General features: G+C 54.2%; 19 protein-coding genes. All 19 read right to left on the bottom strand.

Annotation, left to right across the window (positions count from 1 at the left end; all coding sequences use genetic code 11):
• Positions 1 to 54: 54 nt before the first annotated feature.
• On the bottom strand, positions 55 to 810 hold the full coding sequence (gene recO / locus GC101_RS34620; protein ID WP_171720993.1) for a DNA repair protein RecO: 756 nt from the start codon (positions 808 to 810) through the stop codon (positions 55 to 57).
• Positions 811 to 846: 36 nt separating this feature from the next.
• Positions 847 to 990: a YqzL family protein gene (locus GC101_RS34615; protein ID WP_081972193.1), complete on the bottom strand. Its 144-nt coding sequence runs from the start codon at positions 988 to 990 to the stop codon at positions 847 to 849.
• 107 nt (positions 991 to 1,097) lie between these two features.
• Positions 1,098 to 1,991: a GTPase Era gene (gene era / locus GC101_RS34610; RefSeq protein WP_039304132.1), complete on the bottom strand. Its 894-nt coding sequence runs from the start codon at positions 1,989 to 1,991 to the stop codon at positions 1,098 to 1,100.
• 799 nt (positions 1,992 to 2,790) lie between these two features.
• On the bottom strand, positions 2,791 to 3,210 hold the full coding sequence (locus GC101_RS34605; RefSeq protein ID WP_039304130.1) for a cytidine deaminase: 420 nt from the start codon (positions 3,208 to 3,210) through the stop codon (positions 2,791 to 2,793).
• A gap of 332 nt (positions 3,211 to 3,542) precedes the next feature.
• Positions 3,543 to 3,938: a diacylglycerol kinase family protein gene (locus GC101_RS34600; RefSeq protein ID WP_042216793.1), complete on the bottom strand. Its 396-nt coding sequence runs from the start codon at positions 3,936 to 3,938 to the stop codon at positions 3,543 to 3,545.
• Entirely contained in the window at positions 3,938 to 4,441 is a 504-nt protein-coding gene (gene ybeY, locus GC101_RS34595) for an rRNA maturation RNase YbeY (RefSeq protein WP_171720992.1), read from the bottom strand. The genes GC101_RS34600 and ybeY overlap by 1 nt, the downstream gene beginning before the upstream one ends.
• Positions 4,413 to 6,692 carry an HD family phosphohydrolase gene (locus tag GC101_RS34590; RefSeq protein WP_171720991.1) on the bottom strand — a complete coding sequence of 760 codons (2,280 nt, stop codon included), beginning with the start codon at positions 6,690 to 6,692 and terminating at the stop codon, positions 4,413 to 4,415. Before GC101_RS34590 ends, ybeY begins: the two co-directional genes overlap by 29 nt.
• A 17-nt stretch (positions 6,693 to 6,709) precedes the next feature.
• Positions 6,710 to 7,681 (bottom strand): PhoH family protein, encoded by a 972-nt coding sequence (locus GC101_RS34585; protein ID WP_039304117.1) that lies wholly within the window; start codon positions 7,679 to 7,681, stop codon positions 6,710 to 6,712.
• 15 nt (positions 7,682 to 7,696) lie between these two features.
• Positions 7,697 to 8,878 carry a sporulation protein YqfD gene (gene yqfD, locus GC101_RS34580; RefSeq protein WP_171720990.1) on the bottom strand — a complete coding sequence of 394 codons (1,182 nt, stop codon included), beginning with the start codon at positions 8,876 to 8,878 and terminating at the stop codon, positions 7,697 to 7,699.
• A complete protein-coding gene (yqfC, locus tag GC101_RS34575) occupies positions 8,875 to 9,168 on the bottom strand; it encodes a sporulation protein YqfC (protein ID WP_039304110.1) in 294 nt (97 codons plus the stop codon). The genes yqfD and yqfC overlap by 4 nt, the downstream gene beginning before the upstream one ends.
• Positions 9,169 to 9,432: 264 nt before the next feature.
• Positions 9,433 to 10,047, bottom strand: coding sequence for a hypothetical protein (locus GC101_RS34570; protein WP_171720989.1), 615 nt, complete (start codon positions 10,045 to 10,047; stop codon positions 9,433 to 9,435).
• A gap of 15 nt (positions 10,048 to 10,062) precedes the next feature.
• Positions 10,063 to 11,064: a flotillin-like protein FloA gene (gene floA, locus GC101_RS34565; RefSeq protein ID WP_039310446.1), complete on the bottom strand. Its 1,002-nt coding sequence runs from the start codon at positions 11,062 to 11,064 to the stop codon at positions 10,063 to 10,065.
• Positions 11,065 to 11,150: 86 nt separating this feature from the next.
• Positions 11,151 to 12,491, bottom strand: coding sequence for an NfeD family protein (locus tag GC101_RS34560; RefSeq protein ID WP_171721049.1), 1,341 nt, complete (start codon positions 12,489 to 12,491; stop codon positions 11,151 to 11,153).
• Between the two features lie 389 nt (positions 12,492 to 12,880).
• Positions 12,881 to 13,324, bottom strand: coding sequence for a GatB/YqeY domain-containing protein (locus tag GC101_RS34555; RefSeq protein ID WP_039310385.1), 444 nt, complete (start codon positions 13,322 to 13,324; stop codon positions 12,881 to 12,883).
• Positions 13,325 to 13,339: 15 nt separating this feature from the next.
• On the bottom strand, positions 13,340 to 13,513 hold the full coding sequence (gene rpsU / locus GC101_RS34550; protein ID WP_005547957.1) for a 30S ribosomal protein S21: 174 nt from the start codon (positions 13,511 to 13,513) through the stop codon (positions 13,340 to 13,342).
• 138 nt (positions 13,514 to 13,651) lie between these two features.
• Positions 13,652 to 14,011 (bottom strand): histidine triad nucleotide-binding protein, encoded by a 360-nt coding sequence (locus tag GC101_RS34545; protein WP_042139435.1) that lies wholly within the window; start codon positions 14,009 to 14,011, stop codon positions 13,652 to 13,654.
• 456 nt (positions 14,012 to 14,467) lie between these two features.
• Positions 14,468 to 15,589: an IS200/IS605 family element RNA-guided endonuclease TnpB gene (gene tnpB, locus GC101_RS34540; RefSeq protein ID WP_171720988.1), complete on the bottom strand. Its 1,122-nt coding sequence runs from the start codon at positions 15,587 to 15,589 to the stop codon at positions 14,468 to 14,470.
• 425 nt (positions 15,590 to 16,014) lie between these two features.
• Positions 16,015 to 19,575 carry an AAA family ATPase gene (locus GC101_RS34535; protein WP_171720987.1) on the bottom strand — a complete coding sequence of 1,187 codons (3,561 nt, stop codon included), beginning with the start codon at positions 19,573 to 19,575 and terminating at the stop codon, positions 16,015 to 16,017.
• Positions 19,572 to 20,759 carry an exonuclease SbcCD subunit D gene (locus GC101_RS34530; protein WP_171720986.1) on the bottom strand — a complete coding sequence of 396 codons (1,188 nt, stop codon included), beginning with the start codon at positions 20,757 to 20,759 and terminating at the stop codon, positions 19,572 to 19,574. Before GC101_RS34530 ends, GC101_RS34535 begins: the two co-directional genes overlap by 4 nt.
• Positions 20,760 to 21,332 lie beyond the last annotated feature (573 nt).

Here is a 21,332-nt window from a genome sequence, read left to right as displayed (position 1 = left end):
ATAAATTGCTGTAAAAAGAAACTGAACTTATAGTAACGGATATTTCGCATTTCGTCAAATATTGTATTTATCAAGCTGATCGAGGAAACTCTGCGATTTCAGCCGGAGCCCCAGCTGCATATCCATAAATGCCCGCATAATGGCCTTGAGCTCTGCGCGTGTCTCAGGCTTCACATCCACATTGCCAAGTCTGGTCAGATCAAGTAGCGCGAATAGACGCAGCAGCTTCAGGGCACGCGGAGAAATCTCCATCGCGGGAGGATCATTATGCCGGCAGCTGCGGCAGATTACACCGCCAAGACGCGGACTGATTCTAAGCTCCTCATCCGGCTTGTCCATATCGCAGACTACACAGGTATCCAGCTGCGGGCCGTAGCCTGCCGCCTGCAGCACTTTCATTTCAAAAACATTTATGATGATGCCGGGCTCTTTGTCTTCTTCAAGTGCATTCAGGCAGGCGCTTAATTGACGGAACCAAAAGCTTCCCGTCTCTTCATCATGCAGTACCCGGTCAAGCAGCTCGCAGGCATAGGATGCATACGCCGCTTTGACAAGATCCTCACGCAGCGGATGATGGGACTTCGTGATCTCCCCGGCATTCAGTGTTCCCAGTCCGCCATTATTACGGAAAAATACAAATTCTCCTGTTGTGAACAACTGGATCAGGGCAGCATGGCGGCTTTTCACCTTCTTGGCGCCCCGTACCAGAACACCTACTTTACCGGCGTTCTCGGTGCAAAGCGTAACAATTGCGTTCCCTTCGCCGTAGTCCATGCTGCGGATGACGATCCCTTCCACCCTGTATAGCATGCCTCTTCTCCCAACCACTCGGCAAGCAACCAGTCCTTATTGTGCTTCTTCATCAATGACCATCTCTTCCTCCGCCGGCAGCGGTCCGCTGCTCTCCGGCGAATCTCCAGCTTCTCTGTACAGCAAATAAGCATCGACATCTCCAGTCATTGCAAAATACTTCCACGAAAAGTTCCGCATTCGTATTCATCCTTTCTTCGGAAACACGATGTCTCTTCAGAAGTAGGATGTACGAAGCTGGGGGATCTATCCTTGCAATTCCTGCCAAGTAGAAGCGGAGGGAAGGTTTATTGGTCTTTATGGAAGCCCAAATCCCGCAGTACGCGGTCCTGATTGCGCCAGTCTTTTTTCACTTTTACCCATAGTTCCAGGAAAATCTTCGAACCCAGCAGGTTCTCAATATCCGTTCGCGCACGCCGTCCGACTTCCTTCAGCAGGGCACCCTGCTTGCCGATAATGATCCCCTTCTGGGAATCGCGCTCCACAAAAATAACCGCTGAAATATGCACTACGCCATTCGGTTCAACGCTCATGTCCTCAATCGCCACCGCAATGGAATGCGGCACCTCTTCGCGGGTCAGATGCAGAATCTTCTCGCGGATCAGCTCCGCACAGACGAATTGCTCCGGGTGATCGGTAATCTGGTCGTCCGGATAATACTGCGGGCCTTCCGGCAGATACTTCTGCACCTGCTCCAGCAGCGTATTGACATTACTGCCCATTTTGGCAGAAATCGGCACGATCTCGGCGAACTCATGCAGCTTGTTGTATTCGGTAATCATCGGAAGCAGCGCTTCGGGCTCGATCTTGTCAATCTTGTTCATCACGAGAATGACCGGCGTCTTGATGGAGTTGAGCTGTTCCGCGATATAACGGTCACCGCCGCCCATCCCCTCAGAAGCATCCACCAGGAACAACACAGCCTCCACTTCATGCAGGGTGCTCATCGCCGTCTGGTTCATGTAATCGCCCAGCTTCGACTGTCTTTTATGGATACCCGGTGTGTCCAGGAATACGATCTGCGAATTATTGGCTGTATATACCCCGTGAATTTTGTTTCTGGTGGTCTGCGGCTTGTCCGACATAATGGCGATCTTCTGGCCAATCACCTGGTTCATAAGTGTCGATTTGCCTACGTTCGGTCTGCCGATAATGGCGACAAACCCTGATTTAAATTTCATAAAATCCTCCTATTTATCTTACAACTTGGTCAAAAACGTTTCAAAACCTTACAAAACATTTCAAAACCTTTCGATCCCCCTAATTCCCCCTTAGCCAAGGGGGACCCCAAGGGCCCCGGCCCTCTGGACACCCGGAATTGGCGTGGGCACAGCGTCCGGCATGGGGAAAGCGGAGTTGGAGCAGGAGCGCTTACGTTCCCTGCGGGAACACGCTTGACTGTGGCGCAATAAGTGACTGACACGCTTTACTGCGGCGCGGAAAAAACTGGTTACTTGAACAACCCAAAGCTTGGTCAAAAACAATACTTCCAAAACCTTTCGATCCCCCTAATTCCCCCTTAGCCAAGGGGGACCCCAAGGGCCCCGGCCCTCTGGACACCCGGAATTGGCGTGGGCAGAGCGTTCGGCACTGGGGAAGCGGAGTTGGAGCAGGAGCGCTTACGTTCCCTGCGGAACACGCTTTACTGCGGCGCAATAAGTGACTGACACGCTATACTGCGGCGCGGAAAAGACTGGGTACTTGAACACCTAAACCATACTTGAACCCTCTAAAACAGACTTAGTTGTATTTTGTACACTTATTCTGTTTAGAATCAGAGACTCTACAGGTTTAAATGTATTTCATACAACTATTTCCTGAATTAGAGGCTGTTTTCGGACAAACTAGCAAATATAGTTGTACTTTTTGCAGTTATATCGAAGTTTAGCGAAGCTAGCGGGATTTTAATTGTACAAAATACAATTAAACTATGATCACAGGCATAATTAAACCCAACTAAATACTTCACCTGTCTTGCTGCTACTCCGGAGCCTGACCCTGCTCCAGATCCGCAGGACCGAAAGCGCCGGGCAGCAGGTCGCGCACGGTAGTCTCCACGATGTCGCCCTTCAGGTTGCCGAGAATGACCGGCATATCAGGGCCGCACAGCTCAACCATTACCTGGCGGCAGACGCCGCAAGGCGATACGGGGCCGTCCGTATCCGCAACTACAGCGATAGCCCGGAAGGTCCCCGGCTTATGCCCGTCCGCAATCGCGCGGAACATAGCGGTCCGTTCCCCGCAGTTGGTCGGTCCGTAGGCAGCATTCTCAATATTACAGCCGTGGTGAACATTCCCGTCCTGATCCAGCAGCGCAGCACCGACTCCGAAACGGGAATAAGGTATATATGCATTGGCTCTTGCCTTGATCGCTTCCTGAAGAAGTAGCGCAGAATCCATAGTTGTCCTCCTAAAAGTTTTGTGAGCATATACTTCTCTGATTAGTCTTCTTACAAAACTCACTTCGTAAGCATGGACCTAGTTTTGTGAGCATATCCTACTTCGATTATTCTCCGTACAAAACTCACTTCGTAAGCATAACCTTAGTTTTGTGAGCATACACCGCTTCGGTTATTCTTCGTCTAAAACCCTGCTTTATAAGCATGCACCGCATCCATTATTCTTCGTACACTACCGGCCGCTTAAACATGACCTGGTATTGTGGTTCTAAGTAAAGATGACGGAGCGCACAAAGCGGATCCGCCTCTCCCTAAGCTGAAGTTGTAAACTGATTATGACATAAGACTTGTGATCCAGTCCATCACGGGATGATAAAAAACATAGATTCCCGTAATAACAGCAAACACCGCCGTAAGCAGTACAGCTCCTGCGGCGGTATCTTTGGCCTTCTTGGCCAAGGGATGAATCTCCGGCGACACCAGGTCAATCGTCGCTTCAATCGCCGTATTCAGCAGCTCGGCGGTCAGCACCAGCGTAATCGCCAGAAGCAGCAGCATCCAGCTTGACAGGGGGAGCCTGAATGCAGCGGCGGCGGCCAACACTATAACAGCAAGGCCGCTGTGCACCTTCATATTCAGCTCCGACCGGAAAGCCGCAGCAATGCCATGAGCCGCAAAGCGAAAAGAATGCCAGAATTTTTTGTGGCCGACCGCCGTGTTCTTGACCATTAGCGTGTCAACCCGACCTGAGCCAGAACATTCTCCTGCTTAGACATCATCTCGGCCTCAGATTCCGGATCCTGATGGTCATATCCCAGCAAATGCAGGAAACCGTGGACGAACAGGAAGCCCAGCTCGCGCTCCAGCGAATGTCCATATTCCAGCGCCTGCTCTTGCGCACGCGTTACGGAGATAATGATATCTCCGAGCATGTTAGGTACTTCCTCCAGCTCCTCGCCCTCACCAGCGGGCACAGCATATATAATTTCCGGCTCATCTTCTCCGGTCTCATTCATCGCGAAGGACAGCACGTCCGTTGGACGGTCGATTCCCCGGTACTCCAGGTTCAGCTCATGGATGCGTTCGTTATTAACGAAGGTAAGATCCACTTCCCCCTCATCAATTCCTTCAGCGCTGCCCGCTTTCTGCAGAATAATCTCCAGCAGGGCGATCAGCTCGCCGTTAATCTCATGCTCTTCCTGTTCATTGCTCCAAACGACGCTCAGGCTCATTTTTGATGGCCCCTTCCTCTTTTTTGGGCTTGCGCACATCCTCGGGGTACTCAATCCGGGAATGGAAAATGCCCATTACAGTCTCTTTAAGTGTCCGTGCAATAATGTCCAGCTCTTTGATGGTCAGGTCGCATTCATCAAACTGATGGTCATCCAGCCGGCTTTTGATAATCTTCTCGATCATCGTTTCTACCTGCACAACGGTAGGCTTGCGGAGGGAGCGGACCGCGGCCTCCACACTGTCGGCGATACCGACCACTGCAGATTCCTTCGACTGTGCCTTCGGTCCCGGATAACGGAAGTCCTCCTCCGTGAAGTCGGGCTCCACACCCTTCTCCTCTGCAATCTTCAGTGCTTTATGATAAAAATAATGCAGGAATGTTGTGCCGTGATGCTGCTCCGCGATATCGCGGATCGGCTTCGGCAGCTTGTACTCCTTCTGCATCTCCACCCCGTCACGGGCGTGGGCCACAATGATGGATTTGCTCAGCTTCGGCTCAATCGAATCATGCGGATTCTCCATATTGTTCTGATTCTCAATGAAATAGAACGGCCGTTTCGTCTTGCCGATATCATGATAATACGAACCCACCCGGCACAGCAGGCCGTCTGCACCGATCGCTTCAGCCGCAGCCTCAGATAGATTCCCGACCATAACACTGTGATGGTATGTTCCCGGTGTCTCCGTGAGCAGCTTGCGCAGCAGCGGATGATTCGGGTTAGACAATTCGACGAGCTTCAGCGCCGACAGGATGCCGAACGTAGCTTCGAAGAATGGCATCAGGCCGATTACCAGCACGGCAGTCAGCAGACCGCTGGCAAACGCAAAGCCGATGGAATATAACGTCTGCGTCTCGTTCCACACGCCTCCGCTCAGCATGGTCAATATAGCTACCGTCAGGCAGCCAAACAGGGATACCATGATTCCGCCCTTCAGGAGTGTAGAGCGCTGTCCTGCCCGATGGGTGGAGAAAATAGCCACATAGCTCACAATAAGTGCAAAGAAGCCGAAGGTGAAATCAAATACGGTGTTCTGCTGCACGTTCAGAATAATACTGGCAAGAACGCTGAACAGAATAGAACAGAAATAGGCCAAAGTCATGTCCAGCAGCATGGAGATCAGCATCGCACCTATCGCTACAGGAGCCAGGAAGCCTATATACGTCCGGACATCCGTCTGCAGGAATGCCGCCAGCTTCATCATAATAATTGTAATTATAAACACCAGCACCAGCATAAGCAGCTGGGAGTTATTATACTTGAAGCCGGAGGTCCCGCCGTTATAACGGATGAATGTCATCAGGCCAAAAGACAGCAGTACGGAGAGCAGCAGCAGCCCGAATTGCGGCCAGTAGTTGACTTCTTTGCTCAACAGACCGTTCTCGTCCAGAAGAGCATACAGCTCCGGAGTAATCTCCTGGTTCTTGGCGACCAGTACATCCCCCTGCTCGATGAATACATCAGGTGTATTCTGGCGGGCCTGCACCTTTGCTTCCTTGGTGGCTTCCTCGTCGTAGAACTTGTTGCTGGTAATGACCTGCCGCACCAATTCCTGCACAACCTCACGGGCGGTCCGCTGGCTAAGCGAGCTGATACTGACCTGCTCGGCCACCTTGGCGCGCGCAGTCTGGGCATCGGTAATCTGGTCATTCATCAGCTTGATGACAATATCCCGGGCGACCGGCTTCATCTCAATGATATCCTGGGAGGTCAGCCGCGGAATCTTAATATACGTTTCTTCCGGGATCGCATACGCCTGGTCCTTGATGACCGACTGCATTTCAGCGAGCAGATGCTCCGAATACGTTCCGGCTTTTTGGCTGACAGCAACAAAATTAAGAATAAAATCGTTCGTACGCTCAGGAATCACTTCACGGTAAATCTCCGTCTTTTCGCTTTGTGAAATCGTATCATCCTGGTTCAGCCGGTCAATTCTATCCAGCAGCATGGTAACGAGATTCTCGGTCCGCATGGGTATAATTGCATACCGGTTGGTTACATTCTCGGCCGCTTCTTCCTGGGCTTTCAGCTTGGCATTGGTGTCAGGTATTTGTTTGGGCGCTATGATTTCCTTGGCACTGCGTGTACCCTCTTTGATATCATACTTTTTGGGCAGCAGGTCAGAGGACAGGCTGAAGTAGAAAACAAGCCCCAATAACAGGAAAAGAGCATAGCGCGAGACCGCGCTATACTTCCACCCGTTAGTGCTATATACAAATCCGCTTAATTTCGATGGTTGCTTTGAGGCCATGAAGACAATCCCCTTTTTTATTGGAGGTTTTCGGCAGAGCGGTCATAGGCAACGATAATTTTCTGCACCAGGGAATGCCGGACTACGTCCTGTTCTGCAAAATAGACAAAGCCGAGCTCCTCAATACCGGATAATATCGCTTTGGCTTCTATCAGCCCTGACTTTTTGCCGCGCGGCAGATCGATCTGGGTAACATCGCCCGTAATGACCATCTTAGAGCCGAAGCCCAGCCGGGTGAGGAACATTTTCATTTGTTCTGGTGTCGTATTCTGGGCTTCGTCGAGGATAATAAAAGCATCCTCCAGCGTACGCCCGCGCATATAGGCAAGCGGCGCGATCTCGATCAGCCCGCGCTCCAGCGCCTTGGCTACCTGATCAGGTCCCATAACGTCGTACAGGGCGTCGTAGAGCGGCCGCAGATACGGATCTACCTTCTCCTGCAAATCACCGGGAAGGAAGCCCAGGTTCTCGCCTGCCTCCACTGCCGGACGCGTCAGCACGATGCGCTTGACGGACCCTTCCTTGAGCGCCGTTACCGCAAGCACAACGGCAAGATAAGTCTTGCCTGTTCCCGCCGGCCCGATGCCAAAGACGATATCACGCTTTTTGATGGTTGTCACATAATGTTTCTGGCCAATCGTTTTGACGCGGATGGGTTTACCGCGGAAAGTTGTTGTAATTTCACCTTTGAACAGGTCAAGCAGCTGATCGGCACGGAAATCCTTCGCCAGTTCTACGGCGTACTGCACATCGCGTTCACTTAGTATGTAACCGCCCCGTACCAGGGACAGCAGCACGTTGAACAGCTGGCCCAGCATGTCCACTTCACGCTCAGCGCCGCGTATGGTAACTTCAGCTTCGCGCGAGTCGATAACCGCCGGAATTTCTTTCTCGATAATTTTCAGGAATCCGTCCTGCGGGCCGAACAGGGATTGAGCTTCTCCCGCATTTTGCAAAGATATACGAATGCTTGCAGTCTGTTCTGACAAGTAGCCTCATTCTCCTCAATTGTTTACTATCGGAAGTTCTTCCGCGATTCTCTCTTCCACCTCAAACAGCACTTTCATATAAACTTTACCATTCTCTTTCTTCTCATGCAAAATTTTTTGACTTTTGATGACGCTGTCAGCACCGTAACGCGCGAAAATATCACTCTTGGCCCGCGTCAGGCCTTCCTCCCGCGCGGCCTCCGGCGTCAGCATTTCAGCGGTATATTTAATCTCCAGCTCCTTCTCGGTCATCATGCCCAGCGGCAGCTGGAAGGAACGCCAGGACAGCATATCGGGCTCCGTGAGCGTGCGCGACTTCTCAAAGCCGGAATCCCCGTACCCCCACAGCTGCACCGCCCATTTGCCAAGAACGAGATACGTGCGGTCTTTGCGTTCTCCTGTATAGGAACTGCCCGTTCTTTTGAGGGGCACCTCAAGATTATATTCATGCCATACCAGGCCTTTAACATCGCCTTTGGCTACTACAAACTCTGTATTCTCCTCGTCCCCCAGCGCTCCGGAGATGAGGATGTCCCCTTTTTTGACGCGGGAGTTGCGGCTCACCACAGGTCTGCCCTGCTCCGCATAGATTTCGGTGACAACCGCATCCGTCCTACTGATCAGATGACGCTGGCTGAGTAGCGGCTTAGTCTCCGGGCGGTCGGCTTCGACAACCTGGATCGTAATGCTCGTCCCCGTCCGGTGAAACCCTGCCCACGTCAGCCCCGGAACAAGGGTGGTCAGCTCCCTGGAGAGCTTGTCCGACTCTTCCATCCGCCAAATCCACTGAAAAGGGTACACCCCCTCCTTGCGTGCGGCTTCGAGAATGTCCTCGGTAGGAATGCGGGTATTCCCTTCAACCTTAATGCTCCACACCATAGAGGACAGCAGCAGCAGCCCCACACCGAAGATCAGCAGTCCTGCGGCAAAAAACTTCCGCTTCCACAGGCGGGCCGCCCGGAAAGGAATTCCGTTACGGGCCGTAACATGCATGCGGCAGCCTGTCTTTTTAAGGAGCGGACGGAGTCTGAAAAAATCATCCAGCAGCAGGTTCAGCGAAGCGCCGTCCCCGGCAGGCCTCACATCCCAGATGACGATGCCTGCTCCGGTTACAGCGTTGATAAAGGTCTCCACCTGCGGTCCCGTCACATGCAGTGTAACGAACCCCCGCAGCGATGACAGAGGCGGCTCTTTCATGGATTCTCCCCACTTTCCTTATACCTGATTTCACCGATAATACCTTCAACGGCAAGCTCCTGGCCCAGAATATTGCGGATGACCAGCCCTTCACCGGAAATCTCCAGATATCCCTTGGCCAACGCCAGCCTGAGCTGCTCCGATGAGAAATGCAGCACGCCGCGGTGGTTCTCAATATACAATTCCTTATTGCCGATCAGGGTGATCCGGGGCATCTCCTGCAGCACATCCTGCGGAAGATCCAGTACCCCGTTTGTCCATCCCCGCAGCCTGCGGCCAATACGGGTCATATATAGACGCTCCCCCTTCCTGCCTTCTGTACACCTTATGCGGGAGTGCGTTTGTTTATGAGAAGAACTCACATCATTTGTACCGGGAAGCTCCTGCGGCTCCATCCGCCAGGCAGTGGGAGATGCAGCGGATTCTGCAGGATAAGCACACGGGATAAACACGGCAAAAAGCCCGGATCTGCTCCTCTTAAGGAGCAGATCCGGGCTTTCAGGCAGAGCAAAGAGGTAACCGCAGTGCAAAGCAGCCGCTCTTCTGCCAGGGGTTCAGCCTTCCTTGCGGACAGAGGCATGCGGCTGCCGGGAACGGGGCGGTCCCAGAATCTCCGCCCACACCAGGCCGCTGCGCAGCGCCTCACGGTCCTGCGCCAGCGGATGCTGTCCTGTACCCGCCTGAGACGGACTGGCGCCCTCTCCGGCAGTCATTGCGCCTGTGGAAGGCACTGCAGCCGCCATGCCGTCAAAAGCCACCTGCAGCCGCTCCAGCTCCCGCTGCATGCGTTCTGTCCGCGCCTGCACACCGTCCATATCGCCGGTCTGCTCCATGGACATCCCTTCGCCTGTCTCATAGTCAGGCGAAGGCAGCTCTGGCCGCTCCGGCCACGCCGGCGAAGCATCGTATTCCCGCTCTTCCGGCGCGGGATCAGGCCGGCCCGAATTCCCCCGGCGCCCCCCGGGCTTCGGAAATCCGCTGCCCGGCCGTTCAGGGCGCCCGCTATCCGCTGTCCGGGCGGGAGCACGGGGGCGGCGCAGCGGATTGCCTTCGCCCCCGCCGCCAAAGGTAGGCATGCCGCCGCGCGGGGCGGACTTGCCTTTATTTTTGTTCCAGTTGCTGATGACCGCGATCACCGCAATGACCACAATGTAGATTATGCTGCTCATGGGAATCACATCCCTTTATTTGTGGGGCGGACGGCTGCTGTCGTCCCCGTCGTTTAATTTACCGAGGGAGCCGCGCATCTGCGTGTCGGCCTCAATATTTTTGAGGTTCATGTAGTCCATTACACCAAGCTTGCCGGAGCGCAGCGCTTCGGCCATCGCCAGCGGAACCTGGGATTCGGCTTCAACCACCAGCGCCTTCATCTCCACCACCCGGGCCTTCATTTCCTGCTCGTGGGCAACAGCCATCGCTCTGCGTTCCTCCGCCTTGGCCTGGGCGATGCGTTTATCCGCCTCTGCCTGCTCGGTTTGCAGGTACGCGCCAATATTCTTCCCAACATCAATATCCGCAATATCTATAGACAGAATCTCAAAAGCGGTACCAGAGTCCAGACCCTTGGACAATACCGTCCGCGAGATGGAATCGGGATTCTCCAGCACATCCTTGTGCGAATCACTCGAACCTACTGTGGTTACGATCCCCTCACCGACACGGGCAATAATCGTTTCTTCACCGGCGCCGCCGACGAGACGGTCGATATTGGCCCGAACGGTTACCCGCGCTTTGACCTTGACCTCAATCCCGTTCTTGGCCACAGCCGCAACAATCGGAGTTTCAATGACCCGCGGGTTAACGCTCATCTGAACCGCCAGCAGCACATCGCGTCCGGCCAGATCGATGGCCGCAGCACGCGTGAATTCCAGCGGGATATCCGCTCTCTGTGCCGCAATCAGCGCATTAACTACCCGGTCTACATTCCCTCCGGCCAGGTAGTGGCTCTCCAGCTGGTTGATATTCAGACCCAGCCCGGCCTTGGTAGCCTTAATCAGCGGATTAACAATCCGGCTTGGCGTTACCCGGCGCAGCCGCATCGCTACCAGTGTAATAATGCTGATTCTAACGCCCGATGCCCAGGCCGACACCCACAGCATGACCGGGAAGAAGCTGAAGAAGACGCTTAGTACAATGATCACGACAACCGCGATCAGCAAAAAAGTAATCATAGATGCTTCCATCATACGCTTTATAACCTCCGTTATTTTTGGGATTAACCTTATTTCCATACAGTATTACATGTTGCTGCCAGCTCATAACAGAGGTACAACTATTTCACGGCTTCCTTCACGACCACCCGGCCGCCTTCGACCTTCACCACCGAAATGGCGGTCTGTGCGTCGATGAATCCGCCCTCTGTCACCACATCAATCCGCTCGCCGTCAATGGCGGCAGTTCCTGCTGGTCGCAGCGGAGTTACGCTGATCCCGGAAGCTCCGATCAAACGCAGCTTCTCCGTCACAGGCACAAACCCCTGCTCTTTGGTGAGGCTATCCTGGAGAATGAACCGGTTCCAGATCCCCCGCTCCTTGAAGACCACAGCCACTATCACAATCACCACTGCCGCTGCCGAAAAAGCAATGCCCAGACTGAACATCGCATGCGTAAAGCTGTAAGCAGCTCTTACAACACCCGCCACAAGGCTGACGGAGCCCAGCAGTCCCAGAATACCAAAGCTAGGCACAAACAGCTCGAGCACCAGCATTACGAGTCCCAGAATGAACAGCAGCAAGGTCTCCGCCCCGGCGAAGCCAGCCACATAGTTGCCGAAGAAATAGAGAGCGAACGCCAGCGTCCCGATAATTCCGGGCACCCCAAAGCCGGGTACCAGCAGCTCAATGAATACCCCGGCGATGCCGACGAAGAGCAGAATCGTCATAATAACCGGATTCGTCAGAAAATGCGACATTTTCTCCGCACCGGTATGCTCAACGCGAAAAATGTCATCTGTAGAATAACCCAGCCAAGTAATGGCCTCATTGGCTGTACCCGCAATACGGTCGGCATAACCTGCCTGGAGCGCTTCCTCACTGCTCAGAGCGATGATCTCCCCCTGCCCCTTGGACACGCCAAGTCCGGGCTTGTTCACCACCAGGTTAATATCCATCATCCCTGCAGCCACTTCCGGATCACGCCCGTTCAGCGATGCGGCACCTACCATCTTGGATTTCCAGTAGGATACCATTTTTGCGTCATCCACGCTATTGCCATTACTGTCTACCAATGAAGCGGCACCGATCATACTGCCCGGCTTCATGATAATGGCGCCAGCATTAAGCGCTATGTAACTGCCGGCGGAAGCGGCGTCGCCTTTGATGTAGGCTGCGGTAGGGATTTTGCTGTCCCTGACCATATTGCCGATTTGTTCAGCTGAATCCACCCGGCCGCCTGGTGTGTCAATCTCCAGCACAATCAGAACCGCGCCGTAATTGGCAGCCTCCTGAAATCCGCGTTCCAGAAAGCTCTGCAATCCGCGCTCAATCTCCTGATCCACCGGAATGATAAACACAGGACCGCCCACAACTGTACCCGCAGCCGCAGCCGGTGCGCGAACCGCTTCATTATCTGCATGGACCCTGTCCGCTAACGGCAGAACCAGCAGGATCATCATCGCGGCAATGCAGGACAAGACCCCTATGCGTAACTTTTTCAAGCTTGCTGCCTCCCTTCTGCACGAATTAAAACCACTGCATCCTTATCATATAATAAAACGCAGCATATAATCCTTAGTACGGCTGTTTCTGCATAGGCGTTTCAACAGTGGATCAAGTGTATGTATTAAGATCATCTTCACATATGGATTGCAAAACTGTTTTGAAGAGGGAATACGGGAAACTATATGTTAATAGAAAGGTTTAGAGAGGTTTATGTTAATAGAGGTAATAAAGAAGCTGATATTTTTATTATGTAAGCTGCTGCATCCGAAGCTATTACTACTTGGAGTCCGCAACACTCCACATAACGAAAAACACCCCTAATTAAAGGGGTGCTAGCGTTATATTATTGCAGAAATTGCTGAACCGCCTGGTTCACGAGTTTACCATCGGCGCGACCTTTGACCTTAGGCATCAGTGCGCTCATCACCTTACCCATTTCACTTTTCGAAGAAGCACCGGTTTCCTGGATGGTCTGCTGTACAATTACTTTAATTTCTTCTTCGGAAAGCTGTTCAGGAAGATATTGAATGATAATCTCGATTTCTGCCTTAGTACTCGCGGCAAGCTCTTCGCGACCCGCTGCTTCAAATTCTTGGAGGGCATCTTTGCGCTGTTTGATTTCACGACTAAGGATATCAAGCACTTCGTTGTCGTCTAATGTTCTCTTCAAATCTATTTCAAGATACTTTATTGTAGAACGAACCATTCGAATGGTGGAGAGTCTGAACTTGTCCTTACTCTTCATCGCTTGCTTCATATCTTCGTTTAATCGTTCGCTAAGATTCATGCGTGGGTAATCCTCCTAAAACTTTCTCTTACGAGCAGCCTCAGACTTCTTCTTGCGCTTTACGCTTGGCTTCTCATAATGCTTGCGTTTCTTCACCTCAGCCAAGACACCATCTTTAGCAATGGAACGTTTAAAGCGACGAAGTGCAGCATCAATTGTCTCGTTTTTGCGAACTTTCGTTTCAGACACCAGTTTTCCCTCCCTCCGACCAGACCGTCCAAGAGCATAACAACACGGTTCATCAAATTTCATTATAGGTCAAACCTAAATAAGGTGTCAACCTTCGTGTTATTATTTTTTAGCCGGTCTGTTTTATTGAATTCCTGATTATGCGTGGGAAGCAGAATTCCCGACGAGGGCACCGAGTTTGGCTCCGCCCAGCAGATGATAATGCAGATGTGGCACCGCTTGTCCGCTGTCCGGTCCGCAGTTGTTAATCAGCCGGTATCCGGAATCAGCGATTCCCAGTTCTACCGCAATTTGCTGTGCTACAGCATGGATCTCGCCGATCAGCGGCAGGTCTTCAGGCGTGACATCATTCATCGAAGCGATAAACTTCTTCGGGATGATCAGCACATGCACAGGGGCTGCAGGCTCAATATCGTAGAACGCCAGAATCCGCTCATTTTCGAATACTTTGCTCGCCGGGATCGAACCTTCTATAATTTTGCTGAACACAGTTTCCATACAACGCTTCCTCCCCAAAATTTGTGATGCAGAAGCTTGCATCCGGCACTTTCCGCGGTAAAATCTGTAGCACCGGCAGTCCTTATATTGTAAAAACAGGCGTATTCACGGCCGTTTCCACTTCATAAAAATCCACCGCTCACAGGGGCATACCCTGTAATCATTAGCTCAGCTTTTGGCCGGCGGGGCGCATTAGCCTGAATCTGTTGGTTATTCCGGCCTGATCCGCTTCGCGACAAATATAGTTTATGGCTCTAATCATACAGGAAATTGAAACATAACGAAAGGTGGAGTCCAAGCTTGAATTCTCCCCCACTTAGCTAACGCTTGAAGTGGCGGATTCTTGCGAACAGAAGAGTACCCTCTTCTTATGGAGCAAGCGATCCCTGCGTTCCCGCAGTTTTACATTTTTGACGCAAGTGAAATGTTGAATTCTATCGTTTGGTTAGGTGGCGGTTAAACCGCTACTTGTTCAATATTGTGAGCGGCGTTTTCGTCACGGTCATGGATCGTCCCGCAGGGCGTACACGTCCATTCCCGAACGGACAGGTTCTTCACCTCGGGGTGGATCGTGCCACACACATGGCAACGCTGACTGGTCGGCTCAAACGTATCGGCGATCCGAAGATTTCGTCCATACCATTTCGCTTTATACGTCAGCTGTCGCACCCACTCGCCCCAAGACGCATCAGCAATGGATTTTGAAAGCTTGGGGTTCTGAATCATATTCGCCACACGCAGATGTTCGATACTAATCGTTTGGTTTTCACGAATCAGTCTCGTGGTCAGCTTGTGGAGGAAGTCATTTCGTTTATTGGCAATGCGTTCGTGAATACGAGCGATATGCTGCCTTGCTTTCTTCCAGTTGGAGCCGCCCGGAGTACGCCGAGCCATCCGCCGCTGCCAAAGCGCCAGCTTTTTCTCGTATTGACGGTAAAAGCGAGGATTGGCGATATGTTCCCCGTTTGAGCATACTGCATATTCTTTCAAGCCTAAGTCGATGCCAATATGTGTATCCACTTGGGGCAGAGGGTTCTTTTGAACTTCGCAAACGAGCGAAACGAAAAATTTCCCGCTGGCGTTTTTACGAACGGTAGCGGACAATATCCGGCCTTCCAGCTTCCGGGAGTTTGCAAAACGTATCCAGCCGACTTTTGGGAGCTTCAAGCGACTGCCCTCCATGGCGATATTCCCGTTGGTGAATTTGGTCGTGTAACTTTGAATCGGATGCTTTCGGCTCTTGAAGCGTGGCGCTTGATTTTGCTTCTTAAAAAAACGATCAAAGCTATCCGCCACATGACGGGCAGCCGACTGCAAAGCGATGCTATCGACTTCTTTCAGCCAGTCGTATTGTGCTTTTAAACCGGGGAGTTGTGTTGCACAAGCGTGATAAGACAAGCCTTTTCCCGTTTCCACATACCTTTGATTCCAAGCTTCCAAGAAGTAATTGAACACAAAACGGCAGCAGCCAAACATTCGACGAATGAGTTGCTTTTGCTCTGTATTGGGGTAGATCCGATATTTATAGGCTTGATGAACCAGGGGTTTTGAAGAAACCTCCTGCGCAGACACGAGCATGTGCAACACCTCCTTTTAGTGATCTCATTCATATTATAGCACATATGTTCGTCTTGAAATCGAAAACTGCTGATTCATCCCCACCCTATCGAGGGTGGAGTATTCTCAGCTTTTTTAGATAAAGGCTGCCTCAGGGAGAAGAAATGAAATAAGGACAAAGAGGACAAGGCTGTATTATAACAGGCAGCAAAATTCAGATGCGGTGGAGCGAGGATGTAAGGCATAGAAATTTCCATTCAAAAAAAGACAAAAAAAAAGAAACACCCTTCACAGCTCATAAGAGCTGCTTCGGCGGCGGACGTATGAGAAGGAACAAATTCCCTGTCATACGTCCGCCGAGGTGTTTCAAATGATGTCGGCTTAGCTGTATTATAACAGGGGGTTGAAGGTGTATCTGTGATCGTTGTCACATTCAACCCCGCCTTTCACATTTTTTCCAAAAGAATGGTTGAACCCCCGCCGCCCTGCTCTGCAGGAACTACAATCAGCTTGCGCGGCAGACGGGCACGAAGCTCGGGAACATGGCTGATGATGCCTACGGACAGCTGGTCATTGTGCAATCTTTCCAGTGAGGTTATCACGGTATCAAGCAGATCCGGGTCCAATGTACCGAAGCCCTCATCCAGGAAAAAGAATTGCAGCGGGTATTGTCCGCGCAGCTGAATCTGGGCTGACAGGGCTAATGCCAGCGCAAGGGAGGTCAGGAAAGTCTCTCCGCCGGAAAGCGTGGAGACCGGCCGTTTCATACCGCCGTTCCCGTCATCACGGATGACAAAACCTCCGCCGGAGTCCACTTCCAGCGCATAACGCTGCTTGCTCAGGAAACGCAGGCGCTGTGAGGCAGCCTGACATACCTGCATCAGCTGTTCTTCCGCTATATATTCCACAAAGGCGTTGCCGCGCAGCACCGTCTGCAGCTTGGACAAGCGTTCCTGCATAGCAGCATGTCCTGCCCGCTGGCCTTCAAGCTCCATCCAGCGGATGTGCCGCTGCTGCAGATCCTCCAGATCACGCTCCGCACGTGCGCGGGCCTGAAGTGAACTCTCATCCTCTTCCCTGCACTTCTGCAGTGACTCCTGGCTCTCCTGCCACTCCTCACCGCTAAGCACAGCACCATCCAGCTTCTCCTCTATGCTCCGCAGCTGCAATGCACACTCCGCTTCCTCCTCGCGGTGAGCCCGCACCCGTTCTGCCGCCTGTGCCCGCTCAGAGGTCTCCAGCGACGCGGCTTCAACCTCAGCGGCTGAAGTAAACGCCGAAGTCTGCAGCGCCTCCTTCCACTGGGAGTCGGCTGCCGTATAATGCTCATGGGCAGACTCTGCCGCCTGACGGGCAACCGCTGCTTCCCGGGTCTGCTGCTGGGCGTTGTCCGCCGCCTGGCGGTGCTCCTGCCGGCTGCGTTCAAGCGCAGTCTGAAGCTCCAGCAGCCTGCGCTCGCATTCCGCCAGCAGTGCCGCCGGCGGACGTCCGCCGGTCCATTCCCGGAGCAGCTGCTCTTTGTCACGCGCAAGCGCTTCTTTGCCTTCTAGCTGAGCGTCCCACTGTGCGAGTTCCTTGTCGAGCCCGGCCAGCTGCTCCTGCAGCGTCTGTACAGCTAGACTCTTCTCGTCCAGGAACTTGACGCTGATCTCCAGCCTGCTGCGGATTTCCTCGGCCCGCTCATCCTTGGCGAGCAGCTCCTGATAAGCTTTCTCCGCCTCCTCAGGCGCAAGCTCCGGAAAGAGCCCGTTCCATTCTTCCCTAAGCTTATTCGCCGAGGCAGCAAGTTCCTCCGCCTTGGCAGCCAGTCCCTGCACCCAGGTCTGCTCGGCTTCGGCACCGGCCGCTTCCTTGTGATACAGCTGCTCCAGCTCCTGCATGGAGCGCTGCCAGTCTGCAGCCGCACGCCGCAATTCTCCGGAGCGTGCCTTCAGCGAGGACAGCCGGGCATTCAGACCGGATAATGCTGCCTCATCCGGAATGTCTGCGGCTGCAAGAGATGCAGCGGACTCAGGGGCTCCGAGGGACTCAAGGGCTGCCGAGGACTCAAGGGATGCATGAGAGTCATGTGCAGAGGACCCAAGGGAGTCGCGCGCGGCTGAGGACTCAAGAGCTGCGTGAGAGTCGTGGGCGGCTGAAGACTCAAGAGCTGCGAGAGAGCCGCCGGCAGCAGTTGCAGCAGACTGCTCCATCGCCTCTTCGGACGCTGCTCCGCCCAGCTGGACAAGCCATGATCCGTCCTGCTCCAGCAGGCTGCGGAACAAATGGCGCGTCTCCAGCGCCTGCCTGGCCAGAACGCGGACATGGCGGAGCCGTTGGTCCAGCTCTTCATGTCCCCCCTGCTCCTGATTAAGCGCAGGGGAGGGATGGTGCTGACTGCCGCACACCGGGCAGGGCACACCCTCCTGGAGTTCACGGGCGAGCGCCAGCGAGAGCCTGTGAACCTCCTGCTCCTTCAGCGCAGCTTCAAGCGCGCTGGTGTGCTGCTCCAGGCGGCCGGCAGCGGCTCCCGCTGCACCTTCGGCCGCAAGCAGCTCTTCCTGGTGCAGGGCAGCGGCAGCCAGCAGCTCCCCGCGCCCGGCACCAAGCGCCTGCCGCCGCGAAGAAGCAGCGGCCAGCCGCGCCTGCGCCGCAGCGAGCACCGCTGCGCGCTCGCGGTGCTCGCGAGCTGCCGACTCCCGCTGGAGCTCGGCAGAACGCAGCCCTTGAAGTCTCTGCATGGCTTCCTGCAGAGACTGCCGCTCCTGGGAGCGGACCGCGAGCGGCTGCAGGCTCTGCTGCAGCTCGTGCTGTTTCTTTTGGCCACGGGCCAAAAGCTCACGCTCCCGGGCCAGGCTCTCCCGCCCGGCGGCAAGGCCCCGGGCGGCTTCGTCCTGGCGCGCCAGCAGCGCCGCGCGCTCCCGGCGCAGCCCGCCGAGCTCGGCTTCCAGCTCGAGCGCGCGGCGGAACAGGCCCTCCTCCTGCCGGAGGGCCGGCTCCCCTGCGGTAAGCGCGGCCTGTGCCGCTGCTTCCGCCTCTGCCTTTACCGCCGCCTCCTGACCGGCGGCGGAGGCCAGAGCCTCCAGGCCCTCCGCGCGGGCATGGCGGCTCTTCCAGGCCTCTTCCGCGCTGCGCCAGGCCTTCAGCGCGGGCAGCCTTTTCTCAGCATCGTCAGCCTTGCCGAGCTTCTGCTCCAGGAGGAGAATCTGCTCCTCCTGGGCTTGTAGAGCCTGCCGCTGCTGCCCCCGGCGGGCCTGCTCCTCCTGCAGCTCGCGGATGCGGGCGAAGCGCTCTGCGCGCGCCGCCGCTTCCGCGAGCCGCTTGCGGCATTCCTCCGCATGCCGGACTGCCTCCTGCACCCGGACAGCTGCCGCTTCCACGTCTGCCTTGCCCGCGCTGCCCAGCCCCTGCTGCTCGGCCTCCAGCGCGCGCAGTGCCGCCTCGTTCTCTTTGACGCGGCGGCTAAGCTTAAGGGCCAGCCCGTCCCCGTATTGCTCCAGATGGAACAGCCGCTGAAGCATCTGCCTGCGGTCTACACCGCGCAGGGACAGGAACTCGGCGAATTTGCCCTGCGGCAGCACCACCGCCCGGGTGAAGTCATCCATCTTCAGCCCGATATGCTCTTCCACACAGCGGGTAACATCCGCAAGCTTATCGGCCATCACAACATCGCCGTCATCCTTGACCTCGATGAACCGGCTGATCGTATTACTGACCGATTGCTCACCGGTCCGTTTAAATTTGCGTTCCACCCGGTAACGGCGCGCTCCGGAAGAAGAGGTCAGCTCGAAGGTGAAGGCTACACTGAGCTGGTCCTCAGAATGGTTCATAATGCCTTGAGTCCCGTTCACTGCGCGCTCCACTTTCCCGTACATTGCCAGCGTGATCGCATCCAGAAGACTGGATTTGCCGCTGCCCGTCGGACCAAAGATCCCGAACAGCCCGGTCTCGGTAAGACTGGTAAAATCTATTTCCTGCTGCTCTCTATAGCTTTGCAGTCCGGATAGTTTCAGTAGTATCGGCTTCACTTAAGCATCTCCTCCCCATCCGCAGATTCCTGCCTTTCTTCTTCAGCCAGCTCCAGGAACAGCTCAATCAGGCTGTCATCCGGTTCCGCACCGCCCGTCTGGCGCTGGTAGAACTTGCGGAACAATTCCTGCACAGGCATGCGTGAACGTGCCATCTCTTCCAGCTCCTGCTCCATCTGCGGATAAACCGGACGGATATGTACAATGCCTTCCCGAGACTTGCGCAGCCGCTGGATATCGTTCATCGACATCGCTTCCGTCAGACGTAGCTCCAGATCGATGAAGGCCCCCGCATCCCTGCCTTCATCCAGCCAGCTGTAGACCTCCTGCAATCCGCCGGTTGACTTCCAATTAACCAGCGGACGGCCGCAGCTCAGATAGATTTCTTCGAAGACCGGCTCCCCGCCGGGCGCAACGTCTATCAGAGCTACAGATTTTGCCTGCCCCGCCTCTGAGAAGCTGTAGGCGAGCGGCGATCCGCTGTAGCGGATCATGCCGTCGCCCTTGACCCGCTGGGCCCGGTGCAGATGCCCGAGTGCCGTATACTGTGCACCGCAGGAGAGCGCCGAAGGATCTACGGTATAGGCACCGCCTACCTGGATCGGGCGTTCAGAGTCGCTCTCCACCCCGCCCAGTACATAAATATGGCTCATCGCCAGATTGACGGTCTGCGGCGAGAACTCCCGGCCGAGCAGATTCATCAGCCTGCCGACACGTGCGCTGTAAGCCAGCCGCAGCTCAGCCTCTCCGCCGTCACCGGCGAGCAGCTCGCCAAGCCGGGCTTCAGAGGGGTAAGGGAGCGCAGCGATTTTGGCAGTCTCACCGGTCCTTGCAGCATGCACCGTCACCGGCTCTGAGGTCGGCATCCCCACCAGTGTAATCCCCTGTCTGCGGACAAGCGGAGACACGGAAGCTACGCGCTCCGGCTGATCATGATTGCCCGAAATGACAACCAGCGGCCTGCCGCCTGCTGTCAGTCTGGCCGCAGCCTCGTAGAACAGCTGCTCCGCCGCAGCCGGAGGATTTACCGAATCGTAGACATCTCCCGCCATCAGAATCAGATCCGCTCCGGAGGAATCTGCAATCCCCACCAGCTCATCCACGAACTGCTCCTGCTCCTTCTGCCGGCTTCTGCCCTCCAGCGTCCGCCCCAGATGCCAGTCTCCCGTGTGCAATATGCGCATTTCCGCCCTCTTTTCCCCGCCTGTCTGCGGCAATCATAGATTTATATATAGATGTTTGGATTTCTTGCTGCTGTAGCCAGAGCAAAAGTTTGATAATCTTCCATATGTGTTGACCATCCGCGTATTTTGTTGAAATCCTGCACGAAATACAACATTTTCCTCATAATATCGATCCTAAACCAGAATTGTTGTATAAAAGGCAGCATTTCTGCTTCTCCAAGCGGATTAGAAGGAGAATTATTGTATTTCGTACAACAATCTTTCGAATAGCTATGAATATAAGAATTCAAGTTGTATAACGTACAACATTTGCTCCTGTGCAGCGTAAACGTAAGGCTTTTATTTCTTTTCTGCCACTAACAAATCAGGTATAAAAATCAAAAGATTCCGAGTGACAGAATAGCGGTGGCCGGTTACTTGTTTGTTTACAGTCTAAGCGCTGTCTATATAGCAACTCTTCGTCAGTCTATCCGCTCAAACTATATCGTGACTCCAGAGAACACTTCGCCCTCCGGCCGTTGCCCGTCTGCAGATTACTTGAAATATTCCGCTGTTCACGGTGGAAATCCGCAG

The organism is Paenibacillus phytohabitans (genome assembly GCF_013141775.1).
Lineage (GTDB): Bacteria > Bacillota > Bacilli > Paenibacillales > Paenibacillaceae > Paenibacillus_AQ > Paenibacillus_AQ phytohabitans.
Note: the sequence above shows the minus strand (reverse complement) of the source record. Positions and strands in the feature narration are given on the sequence as shown.

Coding starts and splice junctions, on each gene's coding strand:
- recO (WP_171720993.1), bottom strand. CDS start 810: ATGCTATACAGGGTGGAAGGGATCGTCATCCGCAGCATGGACTACGGC.
- GC101_RS34615 (WP_081972193.1), bottom strand. CDS start 990: ATGCGGAACTTTTCGTGGAAGTATTTTGCAATGACTGGAGATGTCGAT.
- era (WP_039304132.1), bottom strand. CDS start 1,991: ATGAAATTTAAATCAGGGTTTGTCGCCATTATCGGCAGACCGAACGTA.
- GC101_RS34605 (WP_039304130.1), bottom strand. CDS start 3,210: ATGGATTCTGCGCTACTTCTTCAGGAAGCGATCAAGGCAAGAGCCAAT.
- GC101_RS34600 (WP_042216793.1), bottom strand. CDS start 3,938: ATGGTCAAGAACACGGCGGTCGGCCACAAAAAATTCTGGCATTCTTTT.
- ybeY (WP_171720992.1), bottom strand. CDS start 4,441: ATGAGCCTGAGCGTCGTTTGGAGCAATGAACAGGAAGAGCATGAGATT.
- GC101_RS34590 (WP_171720991.1), bottom strand. CDS start 6,692: ATGGCCTCAAAGCAACCATCGAAATTAAGCGGATTTGTATATAGCACT.
- yqfD (WP_171720990.1), bottom strand. CDS start 8,878: ATGAAAGAGCCGCCTCTGTCATCGCTGCGGGGGTTCGTTACACTGCAT.
- yqfC (WP_039304110.1), bottom strand. CDS start 9,168: ATGACCCGTATTGGCCGCAGGCTGCGGGGATGGACAAACGGGGTACTG.
- GC101_RS34570 (WP_171720989.1), bottom strand. CDS start 10,047: ATGAGCAGCATAATCTACATTGTGGTCATTGCGGTGATCGCGGTCATC.
- floA (WP_039310446.1), bottom strand. CDS start 11,064: ATGATGGAAGCATCTATGATTACTTTTTTGCTGATCGCGGTTGTCGTG.
- GC101_RS34560 (WP_171721049.1), bottom strand. CDS start 12,491: ATGATGATCCTGCTGGTTCTGCCGTTAGCGGACAGGGTCCATGCAGAT.
- GC101_RS34555 (WP_039310385.1), bottom strand. CDS start 13,324: ATGAATCTTAGCGAACGATTAAACGAAGATATGAAGCAAGCGATGAAG.
- GC101_RS34545 (WP_042139435.1), bottom strand. CDS start 14,011: ATGGAAACTGTGTTCAGCAAAATTATAGAAGGTTCGATCCCGGCGAGC.
- tnpB (WP_171720988.1), bottom strand. CDS start 15,589: ATGCTCGTGTCTGCGCAGGAGGTTTCTTCAAAACCCCTGGTTCATCAA.
- GC101_RS34530 (WP_171720986.1), bottom strand. CDS start 20,759: ATGCGCATATTGCACACGGGAGACTGGCATCTGGGGCGGACGCTGGAG.